Genomic DNA, 16262 nt, shown 5'->3' on the forward strand with positions numbered 1-16262 from the left:
GGGAGAAACGACGCTAAAACCGGCCCGGTAGGGGCGCTTTCCCCGAGATCAACGAAGAGGCGCACCGGGCCCACGGCCGCCACGAGCGCGGGCGACCACGCACCCACCCGGCCGCGCCGCCGCCCGGACCGCGAGGAACCTGATGGACGGCAGGCAGGGCCTGGGAACCGCCCCGCTCTCGCCGTCGCCGCCCTCCACGGTGACCGCGCACACGCGCCGCGCCCGACAGCGCTGCGGCGCGGGCCGCCGACCTTCGTCGTCGCCGCCCTCTCGCTCACGCTCCGACGGCCCAACGCCCGGCCGGGGCCCTGAAACGGGGTACCTGCTCAGCCGCCCGGCGGCCTGGACCGTGAGGACCGGGGTCTGGGCCGCGAGGGCCTGGGGCCGGCCCCGGCGACAGGTGCTCAGTGCTTCACGGCCGGGACGTTACCAGCCCGCCTCGGGGAAGCGCCTGCGGATTTCGGGCAGGGACGCCTCCAGCACCGTGGTGAACCAGACGGAGAAGACCGAGCGCTCGCGCAGCGCGGCCAGCTCGACCGGGGAGGCGAACGCGGTCTCGGCGACCTCGTCGGGGTCGGGGCGCAGCCGCTCGGGAGCCTCCCCCACGAACAGGTGGTTGTACTCGCGCTCGACCAGCCCGGAGTCGGGGTCCTGCAGCTCGTAGACGACCGTCCCGGCCTCGGCCAGCATCACGGGCGCCGCCCCCAGCTCCTCGGCGGTGCGGCGGGCGGCCGCCAGGAACGGGGCCTCGCCCGGGTGGGGGTGGCCGCAGCAGGTGTTGGACCACACCAGTGGTGAGTGGTACTTGCCGCCCGCGCGCCGCTGCAGCAGCAGGCGGCCCCGGGCGTCGAAGAGGAAGACGGAGAAGGCGCGGTGGAGCCGGCCGGGCGCCAGGTGCGCGTCAAGCTTCCCCTCGGTGCCCACCGTCGTCCCGTCGCGGTCCACCAGCTCCACCCGGATCGCGGTCTCCGACGGCTTCTCCCCCACCTGGCCCGCCACGCGGCCTCCCTGTTCGCTCGCGGAACGGCGCGCCCACGCGCACCGCACCTCCACCGTCGCACACGGGGCCCCGGCGGCGGGGCGGAAGCCGCGAACCCGCCGCGGCGCCCGCGGAACGCCCCGCGCGCCCACGGGGCCGCACCCGCCGCGGCGCCGCCGGTTCACCGGCCTGAGCTGCACAAAGAGCGGAACGGACCCAGGGGGTCTACCCGTTTTGTCATGGGTTGAACCAAATTTTTCCGTCACCTATCGTTCATGACTCACATCAATCGTTCAGTGAACGAATCAGCCGTTCGCCGAACGATCCGTCCATCCCCCACCCCCGACCACGAGGTGACAAGTCCCCATGCCGCGTTCACGCCAGGGCGACGGCGGGCCCCCGGCCATCGCGCGCCGCACCGCCCTGCTGGGCGGCCTGGGCGCCGTCGGCGCCGCCGCCCTGCTCTCCGGCTGCTCCCCGGGCGGCCGCACCGCCGCACCCGTGCTGTCCCGGGAGGCCGCCTCGGGCACCCCCGCGGCCGGGGGCGTGCTGCGCATCGCCCGCCCTCCGGCGTCCCAGGCCGAGACCCTGGACCCGGCGAGCTCCCTGTCGGCCTACGAGTACCTGGGCGCGCTGTACAACCGGCTGGTCCGGATGGACGCCGACGGGGAGACCGCCCCCGACCTCGCCGAGTCCTGGGAGTCCGACGACGAGGGCGTGCGCTGGACCTTCCGCCTGCGCGACGGCGTCCGGTTCCACGACGGGTCCCGGCTCACCTCCGCCGACGCCGCCTACACCCTGCGCCGCATCGTCGACCCCGACCTGGCCTCCCCCCAGGGCACGGTGCTCGCGCCGCTGGTCGACCCGGCCAAGGTCACCACGCCCGAGCCGGGCGTGCTGGTGGTGGAGCTCAAGGAGCCCAACTTCGAGTTCCCGGCGCTGCTGACCAACTACAACTGCTACGTCGTCCCCGAGGACTCGGGCGACTCCATCGGGAGCACCGGCGTGGGCACCGGGCCGTTCCGGCTGGAGTCGTTCGCCCCCGGCGGGCGCGGGCGCATCGTCGCCTACGACGACCACTGGGAGGGGCCGCCCGTCCTGGACGCCATCGAGATGTACTCGATGACCGACATCCAGGCGCGCACCAACGCCCTGCTGGCCGGGCAGATCGACCTGATCTCCCAGACCAACCTGGACTTCGCCACCGCCCGCGTCGTGGAGGCCTCCGATCGCGCCACCATCGCGCGCTCGGTGAACGCCCAGTGGTACGTCCTGCCGATGCTCACCACCGCCGAGCCCTTCACCGACCCCAAGGTGCGCAAGGCGATGAAGCTGGCCTACGACCCCGGGCACGTGGTTGACGTGGCCCTCCAGGGCACCGGGGTCCCCGGGAACGACAACCCCGTACCGCCGGGCACGCCGTACCACACCGACTACTCCGTGGAGCGCGACCCCGAGCGGGCCCGCGCGCTGCTCAAGGAGGCGGGCGCCGAAGGCCTGGAGGTGGACCTGTACACCTCCTCCTACGACCCGGTGTTCACGCCCATGGCTCTGGCCTACCGGGACTCGGCGGCCGAGGCCGGGATCGGGGTGACCGTGCGCAACGCCTCCGCGGACTCCTACTACACGCAGATCTGGATGAACAAGCCGCTGATGGCGACCTACTGGTACACCGGCCGCCCCGCCGACCAGCTCCTCAACCAGGTCTTCCGCAGCGGCTCGTCCTACAACGAGACCGCGTGGTCGAACGAGGACTTCGACGGCCTGCTCGACCAGGCCCGCCGCACCCGCGACCCGGAGCGGCGCATGGGCCTCTACCAGGACGCCCAGCGCCTGGTGGTGGACGAGGGCGGCGCCATGACGCCCATGTTCGCCGACCGCCTGGTCGGCCTGTCCCGGGACGTCCTCAACTACCGCGAGACCGGATTCGAGTTCGACTACCGCTCGATCGGACTGAGGCCCTGATGCTCACCTTCCTCACCCGGCGCCTGCTCTCGGCCGCCGGAACGGTCCTCCTGGCGTCGGTGCTCGTCTTCGCCTCGGTGCAGCTGCTGCCCGGCGACGTCGCCACCCAGGTGCTCGGCCAGGACGCCACCCCCGAGGCGGTGTCGGCCCTGCGCGACCAGCTCGACCTGAACCGCCCCGCCGTGCTCCGCTTCGCCGAGTGGCTGGCCGGGGCCGTCCGCGGCGACTTCGGCACCTCGCTGGTGTCGGGCGAGCCGGTCGCCGGTGCGCTCTGGCTCCACCTGCGCAACACCCTGCTCATCGCCGCCGCCACCGTCGCGGTGGCGGTGACCTCCTCCATCGTGCTGGGCGTGGTCGCCGGGCTGTACCGCGACCGCTGGCCCGACACGCTGATCTCCTCGCTCACCCTGGCCGGTATGAGCGTGCCCGAGTTCGTCGTGGCGACGCTGCTGGTCATGGCGCTGTCGATCAGCGTGCCGGTGCTCCCGGCCGTGGTGCTGGACGGGGCGTCGGCGCCGGTGGCCGACCTGCTCCCGTCGGTGGTGCTGCCCACGATCGCGCTGTCGGTGGTGATGACCGCCTACATCGTGCGGATGACCCGCACCAGCGTCATCGACGTGATGGCGAGCGAGTTCGTCACCACCGCCCGCCTCAAGGGGCTGGGCGCCTGGCGGGTGGTGGTGCGCCACGCCCTGCCCAGCGCGCTGCTGCCCACCCTGAACGTGATCGCGATGAACGTCGCCTGGCTGGTCGGCGGCGTGGTCGTGGTCGAGAACGTCTTCAACTACCCCGGCATCGGAAAACTCATGCTGGAGTCGGTGCACAGCCGCGACCTGCCGGTGCTGCAGGCCGTCGCGGTGGTGGGCGCGGCCGTGTACGTGCTGTGCAACCTCGCCGCCGACCTGGCCGCGATGGCGCTCAACCCGCGCCTGCGCACCGGTGAGAGGAGCGCCCGATGAGCGAGCCGAACCCCGTGGACGAGACCGCGCCCGAGAGCGCGCAGGCGGCTCCGGCCGAGGGCGCCGCCCCGGCCGGGATGGTCCGCACGACGCTGCGCTCCCTGCTGCGGTCCGGCCCGGCGACCGCGGGCCTGGTACTGGTGGCGGTGCACGTGCTCGTCGCCGTGCTGGCCCCGCTGCTCACCTCGTACGCGCCGACCGCCAACGCCCCCGACAGCGCCCTGCTCGGGCCGAGCGCCGCCCACTGGGCGGGCACCGACGCGCTCGGGCGGGACGTGCTGGCGCGCGTCCTGTACGGCGGCCGCTACGCCCTGATGGTGTCGTTCGCCGCCACGGCGTGCGCGGTGGCCCTGGGCACCGTGGTGGGATGCGCCGCCGCGCTCAAGGGCGGGTGGCTCGACGACCTGGTCATGCGGGTCCTCGACGCGGTCCTGGCGATCCCGCCGATCCTGGCGCTGCTGGTGGTCGTCACCGTGCTGGGCGCCGGTCCGGCCGTCATCGTGCTGGCGGTGACCGTCGTCTACGCCCCGCAGGTGGTGCGGGTGGTGCGCGCCGCCGCCATGGGCGTCGCCCCGCTGGACTACGTGACGGCGGCCCGCGCGCGCGGCGAGCGGACCCTGTCCATCCTCGTGCGCGAGGTACTGCCCAACATCGCCGACGTGGTGTCCGTGGAGTTCGCCATGCGCGCCTCCTGGGTGGTGCTGCTGATCAGCTCGCTGTCGTTCCTGGGCTTCGGGGCCAACCCGCCCACGCCCGACTGGGGGCTGATGATCGCGGAGAACCGCACCGCCATGACGGTGGTGCCGTGGGCGTCCCTGGCGCCGATCATCGCCCTGGCCACGCTGGTCCTCGGGCTGAACCTGTCCGCCGACGGCCTCGCCAAGGCGTGGGGCGTCGACCGCGTGAAGGAGGCCCGATGAGCACCGGGCAGGCGCCGCACACCGGCGCGGAGTCGGAGGCCGGGGCGGGCGCGCAGGCGCGGACCCCGGGCACGGGCGCCCGGCAGGGGGACGAAGGGCTGTACCTGCGCGAGGTCCCCGCCAGGGTGAAGGACCTGTCGGTGGCCTACCGCTCGAACGGGCGCGACATCACGGTCGCCGAGAACGTGTCCTTCGAGGTGGCGGCCGGGCGGACGCTGGCCGTGGTCGGCGAGTCCGGCAGCGGCAAGTCGACCGTCGCCGGCGCGCTCCTGGGCCACCTGCGCCACGGCTCGCGCATCACCTCCGGATCGGTGGAGGTCGCCGGGCGCGACGTCTTCTCCCTGGGCGGCCGGGACCTGCGCGCGCTGCGGGCCCACGACATCGCGATGGTGGGACAGAACGCGGGCAACGCGCTGACCCCGTCGATGCGCGTCGGCACGCAGCTCGAAGAGGCGCTGATGGCGCGCGTGCCGGCCCGCGCCGAGCGGCGCGCCGAGGCGCGCGCCCTGCTGGAGAAGGTCGGGCTCCCCGGCCCGGACCGCATCGGGCGCCGCTACCCGCACCAGCTCTCGGGCGGGCAGCAGCAGCGGGTGGCGATCGCGATGGCACTGGCCGCGCGCCCGCGCGTGCTGGTGCTGGACGAGCCTACGACCGCGCTGGACGTGGTCACCCAGGCCCGCATCCTGGACCTGGTGGCGGACCTGAGCGCCGAGCTGGGTCTGGCCACGGTCCTGGTCAGCCACGACCTGGGCGTGGTGGCGCGGATGGCCGACGAGGTCGTGGTCATGCGCGAGGGCGCGGTGGTGGAGGCGGCCCCGGCCGCCGAGCTGTTCGCCGCGCCGCGGCACCCCTACACGCGCCGCCTGCTGGCGAGCGTCCCGCGGGTGTCCGACGCGGGCCTGGCCGAGGTGGGCGAGGACGGGACGCGGACCGTCCGCGACCGCGCTCCGGTGCCCGAGGACGCCCCCGAGGTGGTGTCCCTGGAGGACGTCGTGGTCCGGTACGGGCGCAGCCGCGCGGTGGACGGGGTCTCCCTGGGGCTGCGCCGGGGCGAGGTGCTCGCCCTGGTCGGCGAGTCCGGCAGCGGCAAGTCCACGCTGGCGTGGTCCCTGGCGGGGCTGCGCGCCCCGGCGTCGGGGCGGATGCGCCTGCACGGGGAGCAGGAGGGCGACCTGGCGGCGGGGGCGCGCAAGCGGCCGCTCGCGCTGCGGCGGCGCATCCAGCTCGCGTTCCAGAACGCCGACACGTCGCTGAACCCGCGCAGGATCGCCCGTGAGGCGGTGCGGCGGCCGCTGCGCTTCTTCGGGCTTGCCTCCCGTTCCGACGCCGACGCCCGCGCGCGCGGGCTGATCGAGGACGTCGCCCTGGACCCGGCCCTGTCGGACCGGCTGCCCCAGCAGCTGTCGGGTGGGCAGCGGCAGCGGGTCGGCATCGCCCGCGCACTGGCCGGAGGGCCGGACGTGGTCGTTGCCGACGAGGTCACCACGGCGCTGGACGTGTCCGTGCAGGCGTCGGTTCTGGCGCTGCTGGACGACCTGCGCACCGAGCGCGACCTGGCGTTCGTGTTCATCAGCCACGACCTGGCGGTGGTGCGGGGCATCGCCGACCGGGTGGCGGTGATGAAGGACGGACGCGTGGTCGAGGAGGGGCCGGTCGGGGCGGTGTTCGCCGGGCCGAACCACCCCTATACGCGCCGCCTGATGGAGGCGGTGCTGGAGCCGGACACCGCAGGGGGCGCGGGGTCCGACGCCGCCGGGGGCGCGGCCGGTGCCGCCCCTGACGCCTCTGAAGGGCCCGACGGGGCCGCCACCCAAGGCACCGCCGAGGGCGAATGGATCGACCTCGGCGGGGGCCACCGGATCCGGCGCGGCGGAGAGTGAGGGGCTCCGCCGCGCCGGGCCCGGGGCCCATCGGGTCCCGGGCCCACCCTTCGGGTCGGGCCGGCCGCACGGCTCTGCCGACCGACGCCGACCGACCGACCGCACCGAGCACACCGAACGACCGCACCGAAGACGAGGACACGGAGAGACGGGGGAGATGAAGTACCGCGAGGAGTTCCCGCGCGACGTCGAGATGCGCGAGATGTGGATCCCGATGCGCGACGGCACCCGCCTGCACGCGCGCGTGTGGCTGCCGACCGACGCCGTTGAGGAGCCGGTTCCGGCCCTGCTGGAGTACCTGCCCTACCGCAAGGGCGACTGGACGGCCCCGCGCGACGCCGAGCGCCACCCCTATTACGCGGGCCACGGGTACGCGTCGGTGCGGGTGGACCTGCGGGGCGCGGGCAACTCCGAGGGGGTGATGCTCGACGAGTACTCCCCGCAGGAGCTCGAGGACGGCGTCGCCGTCATCGAGTGGCTGGCCGCCCAGCCCTGGTGCACCGGGAGCGTCGGCATGTTCGGCATCTCCTGGGGCGGGTTCAACTCCCTGCAGATCGCGGCGCTGCGCCCTGAGGCGCTCAAGGCCGTGGTCACCGTGTGCTCCACCGACGACCGCTACGACAACGACGTCCATTACACGGGCGGTTCGGTGCTGGGCATCGACATGGCCGGGTGGTCGGGCACGATGCTGGCGTTCACCTCGCGCCCGCCGGACCCCGCGGCGGTGGGCGAGGACTGGCTGCCGATGTGGAAGCAGCGCCTGGACGCCCTGGAGCCGTTCGTCCACACGTGGCTGGACCACCAGGCGCGCGACGGGTACTGGCGGCACGGGAGCGTCTGCGAGGACTACTCGGCCGTGCAGGCCGCCGTGTTGGCCGTGGGCGGCTGGGCCGACCCGTACCGGGACACCGTGCTGCGGCTCGCCGAGAACCTGCCCGGCCCGGTGCGGGGCATCCTCGGCCCCTGGGCGCACCAGTACCCGGACCGGCCCCTGGAGCCGGGCCCGCAGATCGGGTTCCTGCAGGAGACGCTGCGCTGGTGGGACCACTGGCTCAAGGGCGCCGACAACGGCGCGATGGACACGCCCCTGCTGCGCTCCTACATCCAGGAGCCGGTCCCGCCGGCGACCGCCTATGCGGTGCGGGAGGGGCGGTGGGTCTCCGACGACGCCTGGCCGTCCCCGTCCACCGAATGGACCGAGCGCGCGCTGGGCCGCGGGGACGACGCGGGCCCGGTCGTCGTGCGCAGCCCGCAGCACACGGGGGTGGACGCCGGGCGGTTCTTCCCCTACGGCAACGCCACCGACCTCCCGCCGGACCAGCGCGAGGAGGACGGGCGTTCGACCTGCTTCGATTCGGCTCCCCTGGAGCGCCGTACCGAGATCCTCGGGCGCGCGCGGGTCCGCCTGCGCCTGGACTGCGACCGGCCGAAGGGGACGGTGGTGGTGCGCGTGTGCGACGTGGCGCCCGACGGGTCGTCGACGCTCGTCACGCGCGGGGTACTGAACCTGTCGTCGCGCCAGGGGCGGGACCGGGTCGTGCCCTGGGATCCGGGGACGCCGGAGGACGTGGAGGTCGAGCTGACCGGTACCGGGTACGCGTTCCCGGAGGGGCACCGCATCCGGGTCGCGGTATCGACCGCGTACTGGCCGTGGGTGTGGCCGCAACCGGACGGTGAGGCGCTGACGGTGTGGCCGGCGCGGAGCGCGCTGCTGCTGCCGGAGCGGCGGGGCGGCTTCGACGAGGGGCGCGCCGCGGTGGAGTTCGACGAGCCGGAGCAGGCGGCGCCGCTCCCGGTCGTGCTGGGCGAGGGCGAGCGCCGCCCGGAGCGTCTGGTCACGCACGACGTGGGGACCGGCGAGTGGGTGCTGGACGTGGACCCCAACTACGGGGGTTCGCGGACCTATCCGGACGGGCTCGTGTACACCGAGAAGGCCCGCGAGTACTACCGGATCCGGGTCGACGACCCTCTTTCGGCCGTGGCAGGCTCCCGGTGGGAGATCCGTATGCAGCGGGAGGGATGGGACATCACGGTGCGCACGTCGAGCGAGCTCACCGCCACCGCGGAGCACTTCATCGTGCAGAGCGCCGTGGAGGCCGTCTCGGGCGGGGACACCGTCGCGACGCGGGAGTGGCGCCGCGAGATCCCGAGGACGGCCGGATGAGCACGGACCTCGACACAACCGGGGACCCCGTGACCGCCGGGGACCGGTCAGCGGACGGGGACGGGGACGCGGGCCGCCGTACCGGTCCCAAGCGGCGGGCGGTGGCGCCGGGCCGCCGCACCCGCCAGCCGACCGAGGTCCGGCGGCGGCTGATCCTGGAGGCGGCCGTACCCCTGGTGGCCGAGAAGGGCGCCGGGCGCGTCGGCCTGCGCGACATCGCGCGCGCGGCCGGGGTGTCGGTCGGCACGGTGACGTACCACTTCGGCGGCGTGCAGGAGATCCTCACCGAGGCGGTCTCCATGGAGATCGACGGGTACTACCGGCCCCTGGGCGAGCGGATGCTGTCCCGGCCGACCGCCGCCGAAGGGCTGGAGGTGCTGGTGGAGGGGGTGTTCAGCCCCGAGACCGACCGGCACTGGCGGCTGTGGTTCGACAACTGGGCGGCCAGCGACGACGCGGCGCCCGACGACCGGCAGCGCCGCCGGTACGAGGAGTGGGCCGACCGGGTGGCCGAGCTGATCCGGCGCGGCTGCGCGGAGGGGTCGTTCGCGTGCGCGGACGTCACCGAGACGACGACGCGGTTCAACGCCCTGGTGGACGGCCTGGCCCTGCGCCGCCTGCGCGGGGCCCCTCCCCTGGACCTCGACCAGGCGAGGGCGCATCTGCGCCGCTTCCTCCGCTCCGAGCTGGGGCTGGAGGAGCCCGAGGCGAACGGGGTGGGACCAGGGCACTGACCTCCGTGCCCGCCCCCGCCACGCACGAACCGGCCGGTTCCTCCGCCGCCTCGCGGAAGGCGGTGACGGAACCGGCCGCCGTCGTTCCGGTTCCCCTCCTGTTCCCCCGTCGTGGCCGTTCCGTCACAACCGATCGGGACGGTACGGCGTCGAAGTGTCCGTGAGACCTCCCCGCGCCGGGGCCCACAGCGTCCACGGCGGCACGGGCGACGGAGATGGAGACGGAGACGGAGGACGCAGGTGGAGACCCCGACGGCGCCCCGCACGCCTCCGGTTTGGGCCGTCCGCCGCCCGCCCCGATACGGTGGACCCCGCACCGCGGAACCCGGAACGGGCGGGGATTCCCCTTCCGCCCTCCTGGGCCGCCACCCCGCCGGAGCCGACGGGACCGGCGGGGCCCACACCCGGAGCCGGAGGGCGGCTCTGTGGGCGGAAGCGGCTACCGTTTCCTCGGCGAGGACCACGCGGCCGTCGACGGCGGACCCGAGGGACCCCACCCCCACCGTCCAGGACGCCGCCCCAGAATCCGTGAGAACAAGCGAGCCATGAGCGATACCACCCCCCTCACCCCTTCGCGCTTCGCGCCGCTGCGCAGGGAGGACCCGCGAAGGATCGGCCCGTACACCCTGGACGGGCGTATCGGCATCGGGGGCATCGGCGCCGTGTACGCCGCGCACCAGCCGGGCATGCCCGGCCACGCCGCAGTCAAGACCGTCCGCGAGGAGCTGGCGGGCAACGCCGAGTTCCGCGCGCGCTTCGCCCGCGAGACCGTGCTCGCCAAGCGCGCGTCGGGGATGTGCCTGCCGTGCTACTACGACGGGGACACCGAAGCGAAGATGCCCTGGCTGGCGACCGAGTACATCCCCGGGCCGTCGCTGCGCACCTACGTCCAGAAGCGCGGCCCCCTGACCGGCGACCACCTGACCGCCCTCGGCGTCGGCCTGGCCGACGCCCTGACGCGCATCCACGCCCAGGGCGTCGTCCACCAGGACCTCAAGCCCGGCAACATCATCCTCGGCCCGGACGCGCCCAAGCTGGTCGACTTCGGCATCGCGCGCGCCGTCGACCAGACCGTCCTCGCCCGGAGCGGCGGCGCCCCGGGCACCGCCGGGTGGATGAGCCCGGAGGCCTGTGCGGGCGGCGAGCTCACCGGCCGCTCCGACGTGTTCTCCTGGGGTTCGCTGATGGCCTTCGCGGCCACGGGGCGCGAGCCGTTCGGCGCCGGGCCCGTGGACACCCTCGCCGACCGGGTGATGGAGGACGAGCCCGACATCGACGGGGTGCCGGAGCCCCTCCTGCCGCTGGTCCGGGCCGCGCTGTCCAAGGCCCCGCGGGAGCGGCCGGACGCGGTGGGGCTGGTGCCCGCGCTGGTCGAGCAGTGGTCCGGGAGGACGCCGGCCACGGCGCTGGCGGGCGTCCGGGCGATGCTGACCGAGGTCTGGACCGGGATGGCGGCCCCGATCCCGGCCCCCGCCCGGAGCGTGCGGCGCTTCGGGCGCGGCCTGGCGGCCGGTGTCGCCGCCGTCGCCGTGCTCGCCCTGGCGGGCACGGCTGCCGTGGGCGCTCCGTCCGCCCTCAAGGCGCTGGCCGGGGCCGGCGGCGGTGAACAGGGCGGACAGGACGCGAGCGGCGGCGAAAACGGGGGCGCCGACAGCGGCGAGGGCGGCGACACCGGGAACGCGGGCGCCGGAGGCGGCGGGGACGAAGGCGGCGACTCCGGGAGACCGGACGGCGGCGAGACGCCCTCCGGTCCTCCGCCCGAGGCCGTCGAACGGGCCACCGACCAGGGTGTGGGCGCCAACGCGGCGGTGGGCTCGGCCGACGGCACCACCGGGCTGTTCTCCGCCGACGGTGCGGCCACTCTGCACGCCAACGTCTACGGCGCCGTGTCCGGCCCCGAGGGCGTGCGGATCACGGTCAACGGGCAGTCGATGGGCGTCCGCGAGCAGGTCCCCTCGTTCGACCAGTCGAGCTTCTACATCCTCGCCGACGGCGAGCGGATCGAGCCCTCCCAGCCCTTCACCTACACACCGCAGCTCGAGTACCCGATGGAGCAGGAGCCCAACGAGAACACCCTGGTGTTCCCCGGTGCCCCCGAGACGGGCCTGCTCGTCTTCCAGACCCCGGAGATCGGCGGAGCACGGCCCGGCCCCGTGGGTCTGTGCTATTCGACCGGCCAAGGCGCCCGCTTCACGACGGACTACACCCGGTGCACGTGAGTGCCCCCACCGCTCCCGCCCCCGAACGGCGGGGAAGGCGGGCCTCCCCATTCGGCCCTCCCCCGCGTGTTCCGGAATTCGCCTGATCCGGGCCCCGCCCGCTGGAGCGGTGTCATTTCCGTCCCCCATGCCGACCCGCCCTCTGTGCCCTGACCGGCGACACGCCCTTCGGCGAAAGGCGGCCGCGGCCGGCGAAAGCGGCACCGCTCCGGCGAGTACCGTCCGCGGTGGCATTTTCCGCCGACGAACCGGCGATTTCCGCCGCTTGTGAATGCGCCTCCGCTCCTGCCGTTCCGGCCTTTTCCGCACAGGGGCCCAGGCGACGGCCGCATGCGGCCCCGCCAGGCCCGCTCCGCACCCGGGAACGCGCGGGCGCGGCCACTTCCGGTCATACGGCGGCGCGGCATACCCCCGGACAATCCGGGGCACAAGTACCGCAACACCGGCAACCCCCGCGACAGACCCCCCACAACCCCACAAACGTCGCCCGCGCGGACGGTCGGGTCCCGAACCGTGGGACCTCGCCGTCCGGTCCGACTGCGGAGAGTAGCGACGCTGCACCCGAGCGACGATCCAGGAGCCCCCATGACCCACTCGTCTCCCCTCACCGTCCTCATCGCCGACGACGATCTCGTCTTGCGCGCAGGACTCGCCAGCACCCTTCAGCGCGGGTCCGGACTCACCGTCGTGGAGACGGCGAGCGGCGCCGAGGCCGTCAAGATCGCGGAGGAGACCGGCCCCGACGCCGCGCTGGTCGGCGCCCGCATCCCCGCACTCGGCACCTCCGGGGCCGTCAAGGACCTGTCGGCGGTGGCACCGGTGGTCCTTCTCGCGTTCCCCGGCGACGGGGAGGCCGTCCGCGAGGCGGTGGCCCAGGGCGCCGCCGCCTCCCTGGTCTACGGATCGTTCACCCCGCCGGAGCTGGCCGAGGCACTGCGGGCGGTGGCCCGCTCCGGGGCCGGGCAGGACGAGGTGGACGCGATCACCGGTGTGCGCGGCCCGGCGGCGGCCGCGGCGCTGCGCGCCGACAGCGGCCTGACCGAGCGCGAGGCCCAGGTGCTGCGCCTGGTGGCGGGCGGCATGTCGAACGCGATGATCGCCGACCACCTGGTGGTGTCGGAGAAGACCGTCAAGAACCACATCAACCACATCTACGCCAAGCTGCACGTGCGCAACCGCACGCAGGCGATCGAGCGCTGGCGCGCGGCGGAGACCGTCGGCGTCTGAGCGGCCGGTGCGGCCCCGGACCGCCCCTGAGCGGCACCGGGGCCGATGGGCCCGAGGCACACCCCGCCGGACCCGGGGGCGGTCCGCGGGGTGTCGCCCGCCGAGAGGCGACCGGGCCATGTCCCCGGGGGCCGGTGCCCCGTTCCGCATCAGGCGCGCCCGGGCTCGCGCCGCCGGACCGCGCGGCCCGTAAAGGCCGCCCCCGTTGGGGTGTGGCCGAGGCGGCATCGAGGGTGGCGGATCCACCGCACGATCACCCCTGAGGCGGTCCGAACGGCCGCCTGCCACCGATGGTGTCCGCTGGAGCGGTGTGCCTGTCGTCGGCCGCGCCCGCCCGTCGGGGCCGACGAAGGCCGGAGTCCGGGCGGGAGCCGGTGGGACAGGCGTCGTGGTCGTGGCCCGACCGGACGGGGACGTGCCGGGGGCGGGGCCGCCTGCCGGGTGTTCGCCGCCGCCGGATCCTCACGCTGCGGCTCCTGCACGGCTCCGCGCACCCGGTTCGCGACGGATCGCGGAGAATTCTCTAGAGTTGGGGCACTCCTGCCCCCGCGCCGCCGGAGCCGTCGGCGCCTCCCCGTCCCCTCCGTCCGAAGGTGTTCCGTGCAGACCGGAGAGCCCCCGCGCCAGCCGACCCGCCGGTTCGCTCCCCTGTTGGCCGCCCTCGCCGTCCTCGCCGCCCCCGCCTGCACCGGCCCCGCGGCGGACGGCCCCGGCGGGACCGCCGAGCAGCAGGGGGCGGAGCACCGGGTGTTCGACCCGCCGACGGAGTTCGACACCGGCCGGGGCTTCGAGGTCGACCTCGGGGCGGACTCCCGCGACCAGGGACGCGCCCTGCGCCCGGCCATGGACGGCGGCACCGTCTACTACGGCGACGAGGACGGCCTGCACGCCGTGGACGCCGAGGGCGGACGCGAGCTCTGGTCGGTGCCCACCCGCCAGCCGGTCGTGGACACGCGGGCCGACAGCGCCGTGCTCGCCGAGATCGACGGCCGCGCCGTCGTCGTGGGCGCCTTCGAGACGCGCAACCCCGGCCGGAGCGGCGCCGTGCGGCAGGAGCGGCTGGAGGTCCTGGTCGCCGACGCCCGCAACGGCGCGCTGCTCTGGCAGGCCGAGCACATCCCCGACGGCCCGCCGCCCGACCCGGCGGACGTGTTCGCGGTGGGGGCCGACGACGACGCCGTCGTGGTGTCCTACGGGACGGCCGTCGCCTTCTCCCCCGGCGACGGCGGGCTGCTGTGGACCGACCCGGGCATGCGCCCTGAGGCCCTCACCGAGGGCGCGGTCGTCGGCTGGTCGGTCCCCGGGGCGGCGGGGGACGCCGGGACCGACGGGGCCGCCGGAGTGCTCACTGCGGCAGGGTCGGCCGACGGCGCCCACCGGTGGAGCCTGTGGGAGGCGGAGAGCGGCCAGGGCGCCACCGCGCCCCGCCCCCTGCGGATCTCCCCCATGGACGGCTCCCGGCTCCTCGTGGGCCGCGAGACGCCTCCGGAGACGGGTGCGGAGCCCGCCCCCGAGTGGGCGGTGGTCGACGCCGCGGCGGGCGAGGTCGCCTACTGGACCGAGCGCCTGCGCGACCAGGTGTGCCGCTACGACCAGCAGTCGATGCTGGTGTGCTGGAACGGCGGGCGCACCTCCCCCGAAGTGGACGTGTACACCGCCGAGGGCGGTGACCGCCTGTGGAACGACCCCGGATTCGGCGGCGGCGTCCCGACCGGCATCCGGGGCGTGTGGCACGGGGTCGTCTACACCGACAAGGGCCTGAACGGCGGCTCCCCCGGGATCTACAGCCTGGACTTCCAGAACGACCTGGAGCTGGACCCCGGGACCGCGCCGGACCTGACCGACGGCGTGGTGGGGCTGCGCTTCGCCGAGGACGGGACGGCCACCGCCTACCCCGCCGTGGCCTGAGCGGCGCCGCGCGCCCGGCCCGGTGCGGCCTGGTCCGCATTCGGTTCCGGAGGCACCGGAGGCGGCCATCTCCCGGTATCGGAGCGCATATCGTCGTCACCGCATATCGTCGCCTCGGAAGGGTCCCCCGCCCCGGCCCGAGACGTCACCGGTGTGCGGGACGATCCGTGGGTGCCGCAGGCTCCGTGGCCGCCGCAGGCGGGGGCCGCGCGGCTTCGGAAGGTGTGCGGCTGTGGAGGTGCGCTGATGGTTGACGGGATCCCCGAACCGCTCCCCCTGGAGGGGCTGGGGCCCGCGGTGGGCGGGTCGCCCGGGGTCGACGCGGCCGATACCTGGGTCGCGCTCGACTTCGAGACGGCCAACGAGGACAACGGCAGCGTCTGCCGCGTCGGCATGGTCCGCGTGCGCGGCGGCCGCGTCGCCGAGCGCCACCTGGAGTACGTCCGGCCGCCCGCGCCCGCCGACTGGTTCGACCCGGCGCTGGCGCCCTACAACGGCGGCGTCACCGCCGAGGACGTGCGCGACGCCCCCGAGTGGCCCGAGGCGCTCAAGCGCATCACCGCCTTCGCCGGGGAGGACCCCGTGGTGGCCCACTGGGCCCGCATGGAGATGGACGTCATCGAACGCGCCTGCGCCCACACCTCGGTCGACCTGCCGGAACTGCGCTTCTGCTGCTCGTATGTGCTCGCCGGCGCGGTGTGGCCGGACAGCCGCAACCACAAGTTGCCCACGCTGTGCGAGCGGATCGGCTTCCCGCTGGACCACCACAACCCGCTCTCCGACGCCGAGGGCAGCGCGGAGATCGTGCTGGCGCTCATGCGCGAGCGCGGCGCCCGCACCCTCCACGAGCTGTACACGGGCGAGAACGTCCTGCTGGGCCGCACATCCCCGGGGCAGCGCCCGCTGTGGTGCCGAAGGCGCGACCGCTCGCAGCGGCCCGACGGCCGCTTCGCGCGCTGGAGCGAGCACAGCAGGGCCGAGCCGCCCGAGCCCGATCTGGACGCCGACCCCGACGGCCCGCTGTACGGCGCGGTGGTCTGCCTGAGCGATACCCGGCGCGACAAGATCGAGCTGTGGGGCGAGATCGCCGCCGTCGGCGGCGCCATCGCCAAGAACGTCACCAAGAAGGTCACCGTGCTGGTGGTGGGCGACCACGCGCAGGCCACCAGCAAGCGCCGCAAGGCCGAGGAGTACCGCGCCAAGGGCCAGGCCATCAGCATCATCGACGAGGCCGAGCTGGAGCAGATCCTGCGCGAGGGGGCGTAGCCGCCGCCCGCGGTCCGGAGTACGCGAAACGGTGCGGCCCC

The 16262-nt window shown here is 74.8% G+C and carries 11 protein-coding genes; 10 read left to right on the top strand and 1 reads right to left on the bottom strand.

The features are described from left to right. Window positions 1-426: 426 nt before the first annotated feature. Window positions 427-999: an isopentenyl-diphosphate Delta-isomerase gene (gene idi / locus O4J56_RS05435; protein WP_270684021.1), complete on the bottom strand. Its 573-nt coding sequence runs from the start codon at window positions 997-999 to the stop codon at window positions 427-429. A gap of 346 nt (window positions 1000-1345) precedes the next feature. Here idi and O4J56_RS05440 point away from each other — a divergent pair, with 346 nt between their 5' ends. From O4J56_RS05440 to O4J56_RS05485, 10 genes are all read left to right on the top strand, one after another. Continuing rightward, entirely contained in the window at window positions 1346-2944 is a 1599-nt protein-coding gene (locus O4J56_RS05440) for an ABC transporter substrate-binding protein (RefSeq protein ID WP_270684022.1), read from the top strand. Continuing rightward, a complete protein-coding gene (locus tag O4J56_RS05445) occupies window positions 2944-3903 on the top strand; it encodes an ABC transporter permease (RefSeq protein ID WP_270684023.1) in 960 nt (319 codons plus the stop codon). Before O4J56_RS05440 ends, O4J56_RS05445 begins: the two co-directional genes overlap by 1 nt. Continuing rightward, window positions 3900-4823, top strand: coding sequence for an ABC transporter permease (locus O4J56_RS05450; protein WP_270684025.1), 924 nt, complete (start codon window positions 3900-3902; stop codon window positions 4821-4823). Before O4J56_RS05445 ends, O4J56_RS05450 begins: the two co-directional genes overlap by 4 nt. After that, window positions 4820-6703, top strand: a complete 1884-nt coding sequence (locus O4J56_RS05455; RefSeq protein WP_270684027.1) for a dipeptide ABC transporter ATP-binding protein — start codon at window positions 4820-4822, stop codon at window positions 6701-6703. The genes O4J56_RS05450 and O4J56_RS05455 overlap by 4 nt, the downstream gene beginning before the upstream one ends. Window positions 6704-6860: 157 nt before the next feature. Beyond that, window positions 6861-8867 (top strand): CocE/NonD family hydrolase, encoded by a 2007-nt coding sequence (locus tag O4J56_RS05460; RefSeq protein ID WP_270684029.1) that lies wholly within the window; start codon window positions 6861-6863, stop codon window positions 8865-8867. Next, a complete protein-coding gene (locus O4J56_RS05465) occupies window positions 8864-9601 on the top strand; it encodes a TetR/AcrR family transcriptional regulator (RefSeq protein WP_270684031.1) in 738 nt (245 codons plus the stop codon). Before O4J56_RS05460 ends, O4J56_RS05465 begins: the two co-directional genes overlap by 4 nt. 545 nt (window positions 9602-10146) lie before the next feature. Further along, a complete protein-coding gene (locus O4J56_RS05470; protein WP_270684032.1) occupies window positions 10147-11820 on the top strand; it encodes a serine/threonine-protein kinase in 1674 nt (557 codons plus the stop codon). A 585-nt stretch (window positions 11821-12405) separates the two neighbouring features. After that, entirely contained in the window at window positions 12406-13047 is a 642-nt protein-coding gene (locus O4J56_RS05475; protein WP_270684033.1) for a LuxR C-terminal-related transcriptional regulator, read from the top strand. A gap of 600 nt (window positions 13048-13647) precedes the next feature. Continuing rightward, the gene (locus O4J56_RS05480; protein ID WP_270684034.1) at window positions 13648-14955 is read left to right on the top strand and encodes an outer membrane protein assembly factor BamB family protein; all 1308 of its coding nucleotides are present in this window, start codon (window positions 13648-13650) and stop codon (window positions 14953-14955) included. A 246-nt stretch (window positions 14956-15201) separates the two neighbouring features. Beyond that, window positions 15202-16221, top strand: a complete 1020-nt coding sequence (locus O4J56_RS05485) for an exonuclease domain-containing protein (RefSeq protein WP_270684036.1) — start codon at window positions 15202-15204, stop codon at window positions 16219-16221. Window positions 16222-16262 lie beyond the last annotated feature (41 nt).

The sequence above is a fragment of the Nocardiopsis endophytica genome (genome assembly GCF_027706725.1).
Lineage (GTDB): Bacteria > Actinomycetota > Actinomycetes > Streptosporangiales > Streptosporangiaceae > Nocardiopsis_A > Nocardiopsis_A endophytica.

Coding starts and splice junctions, on each gene's coding strand:
- O4J56_RS05440 (WP_270684022.1), top strand. CDS start 1,346: ATGCCGCGTTCACGCCAGGGCGACGGCGGGCCCCCGGCCATCGCGCGC.
- O4J56_RS05445 (WP_270684023.1), top strand. CDS start 2,944: ATGCTCACCTTCCTCACCCGGCGCCTGCTCTCGGCCGCCGGAACGGTC.
- O4J56_RS05450 (WP_270684025.1), top strand. CDS start 3,900: ATGAGCGAGCCGAACCCCGTGGACGAGACCGCGCCCGAGAGCGCGCAG.
- O4J56_RS05455 (WP_270684027.1), top strand. CDS start 4,820: ATGAGCACCGGGCAGGCGCCGCACACCGGCGCGGAGTCGGAGGCCGGG.
- O4J56_RS05460 (WP_270684029.1), top strand. CDS start 6,861: ATGAAGTACCGCGAGGAGTTCCCGCGCGACGTCGAGATGCGCGAGATG.
- O4J56_RS05465 (WP_270684031.1), top strand. CDS start 8,864: ATGAGCACGGACCTCGACACAACCGGGGACCCCGTGACCGCCGGGGAC.
- O4J56_RS05470 (WP_270684032.1), top strand. CDS start 10,147: ATGAGCGATACCACCCCCCTCACCCCTTCGCGCTTCGCGCCGCTGCGC.
- O4J56_RS05475 (WP_270684033.1), top strand. CDS start 12,406: ATGACCCACTCGTCTCCCCTCACCGTCCTCATCGCCGACGACGATCTC.
- O4J56_RS05485 (WP_270684036.1), top strand. CDS start 15,202: ATGGTTGACGGGATCCCCGAACCGCTCCCCCTGGAGGGGCTGGGGCCC.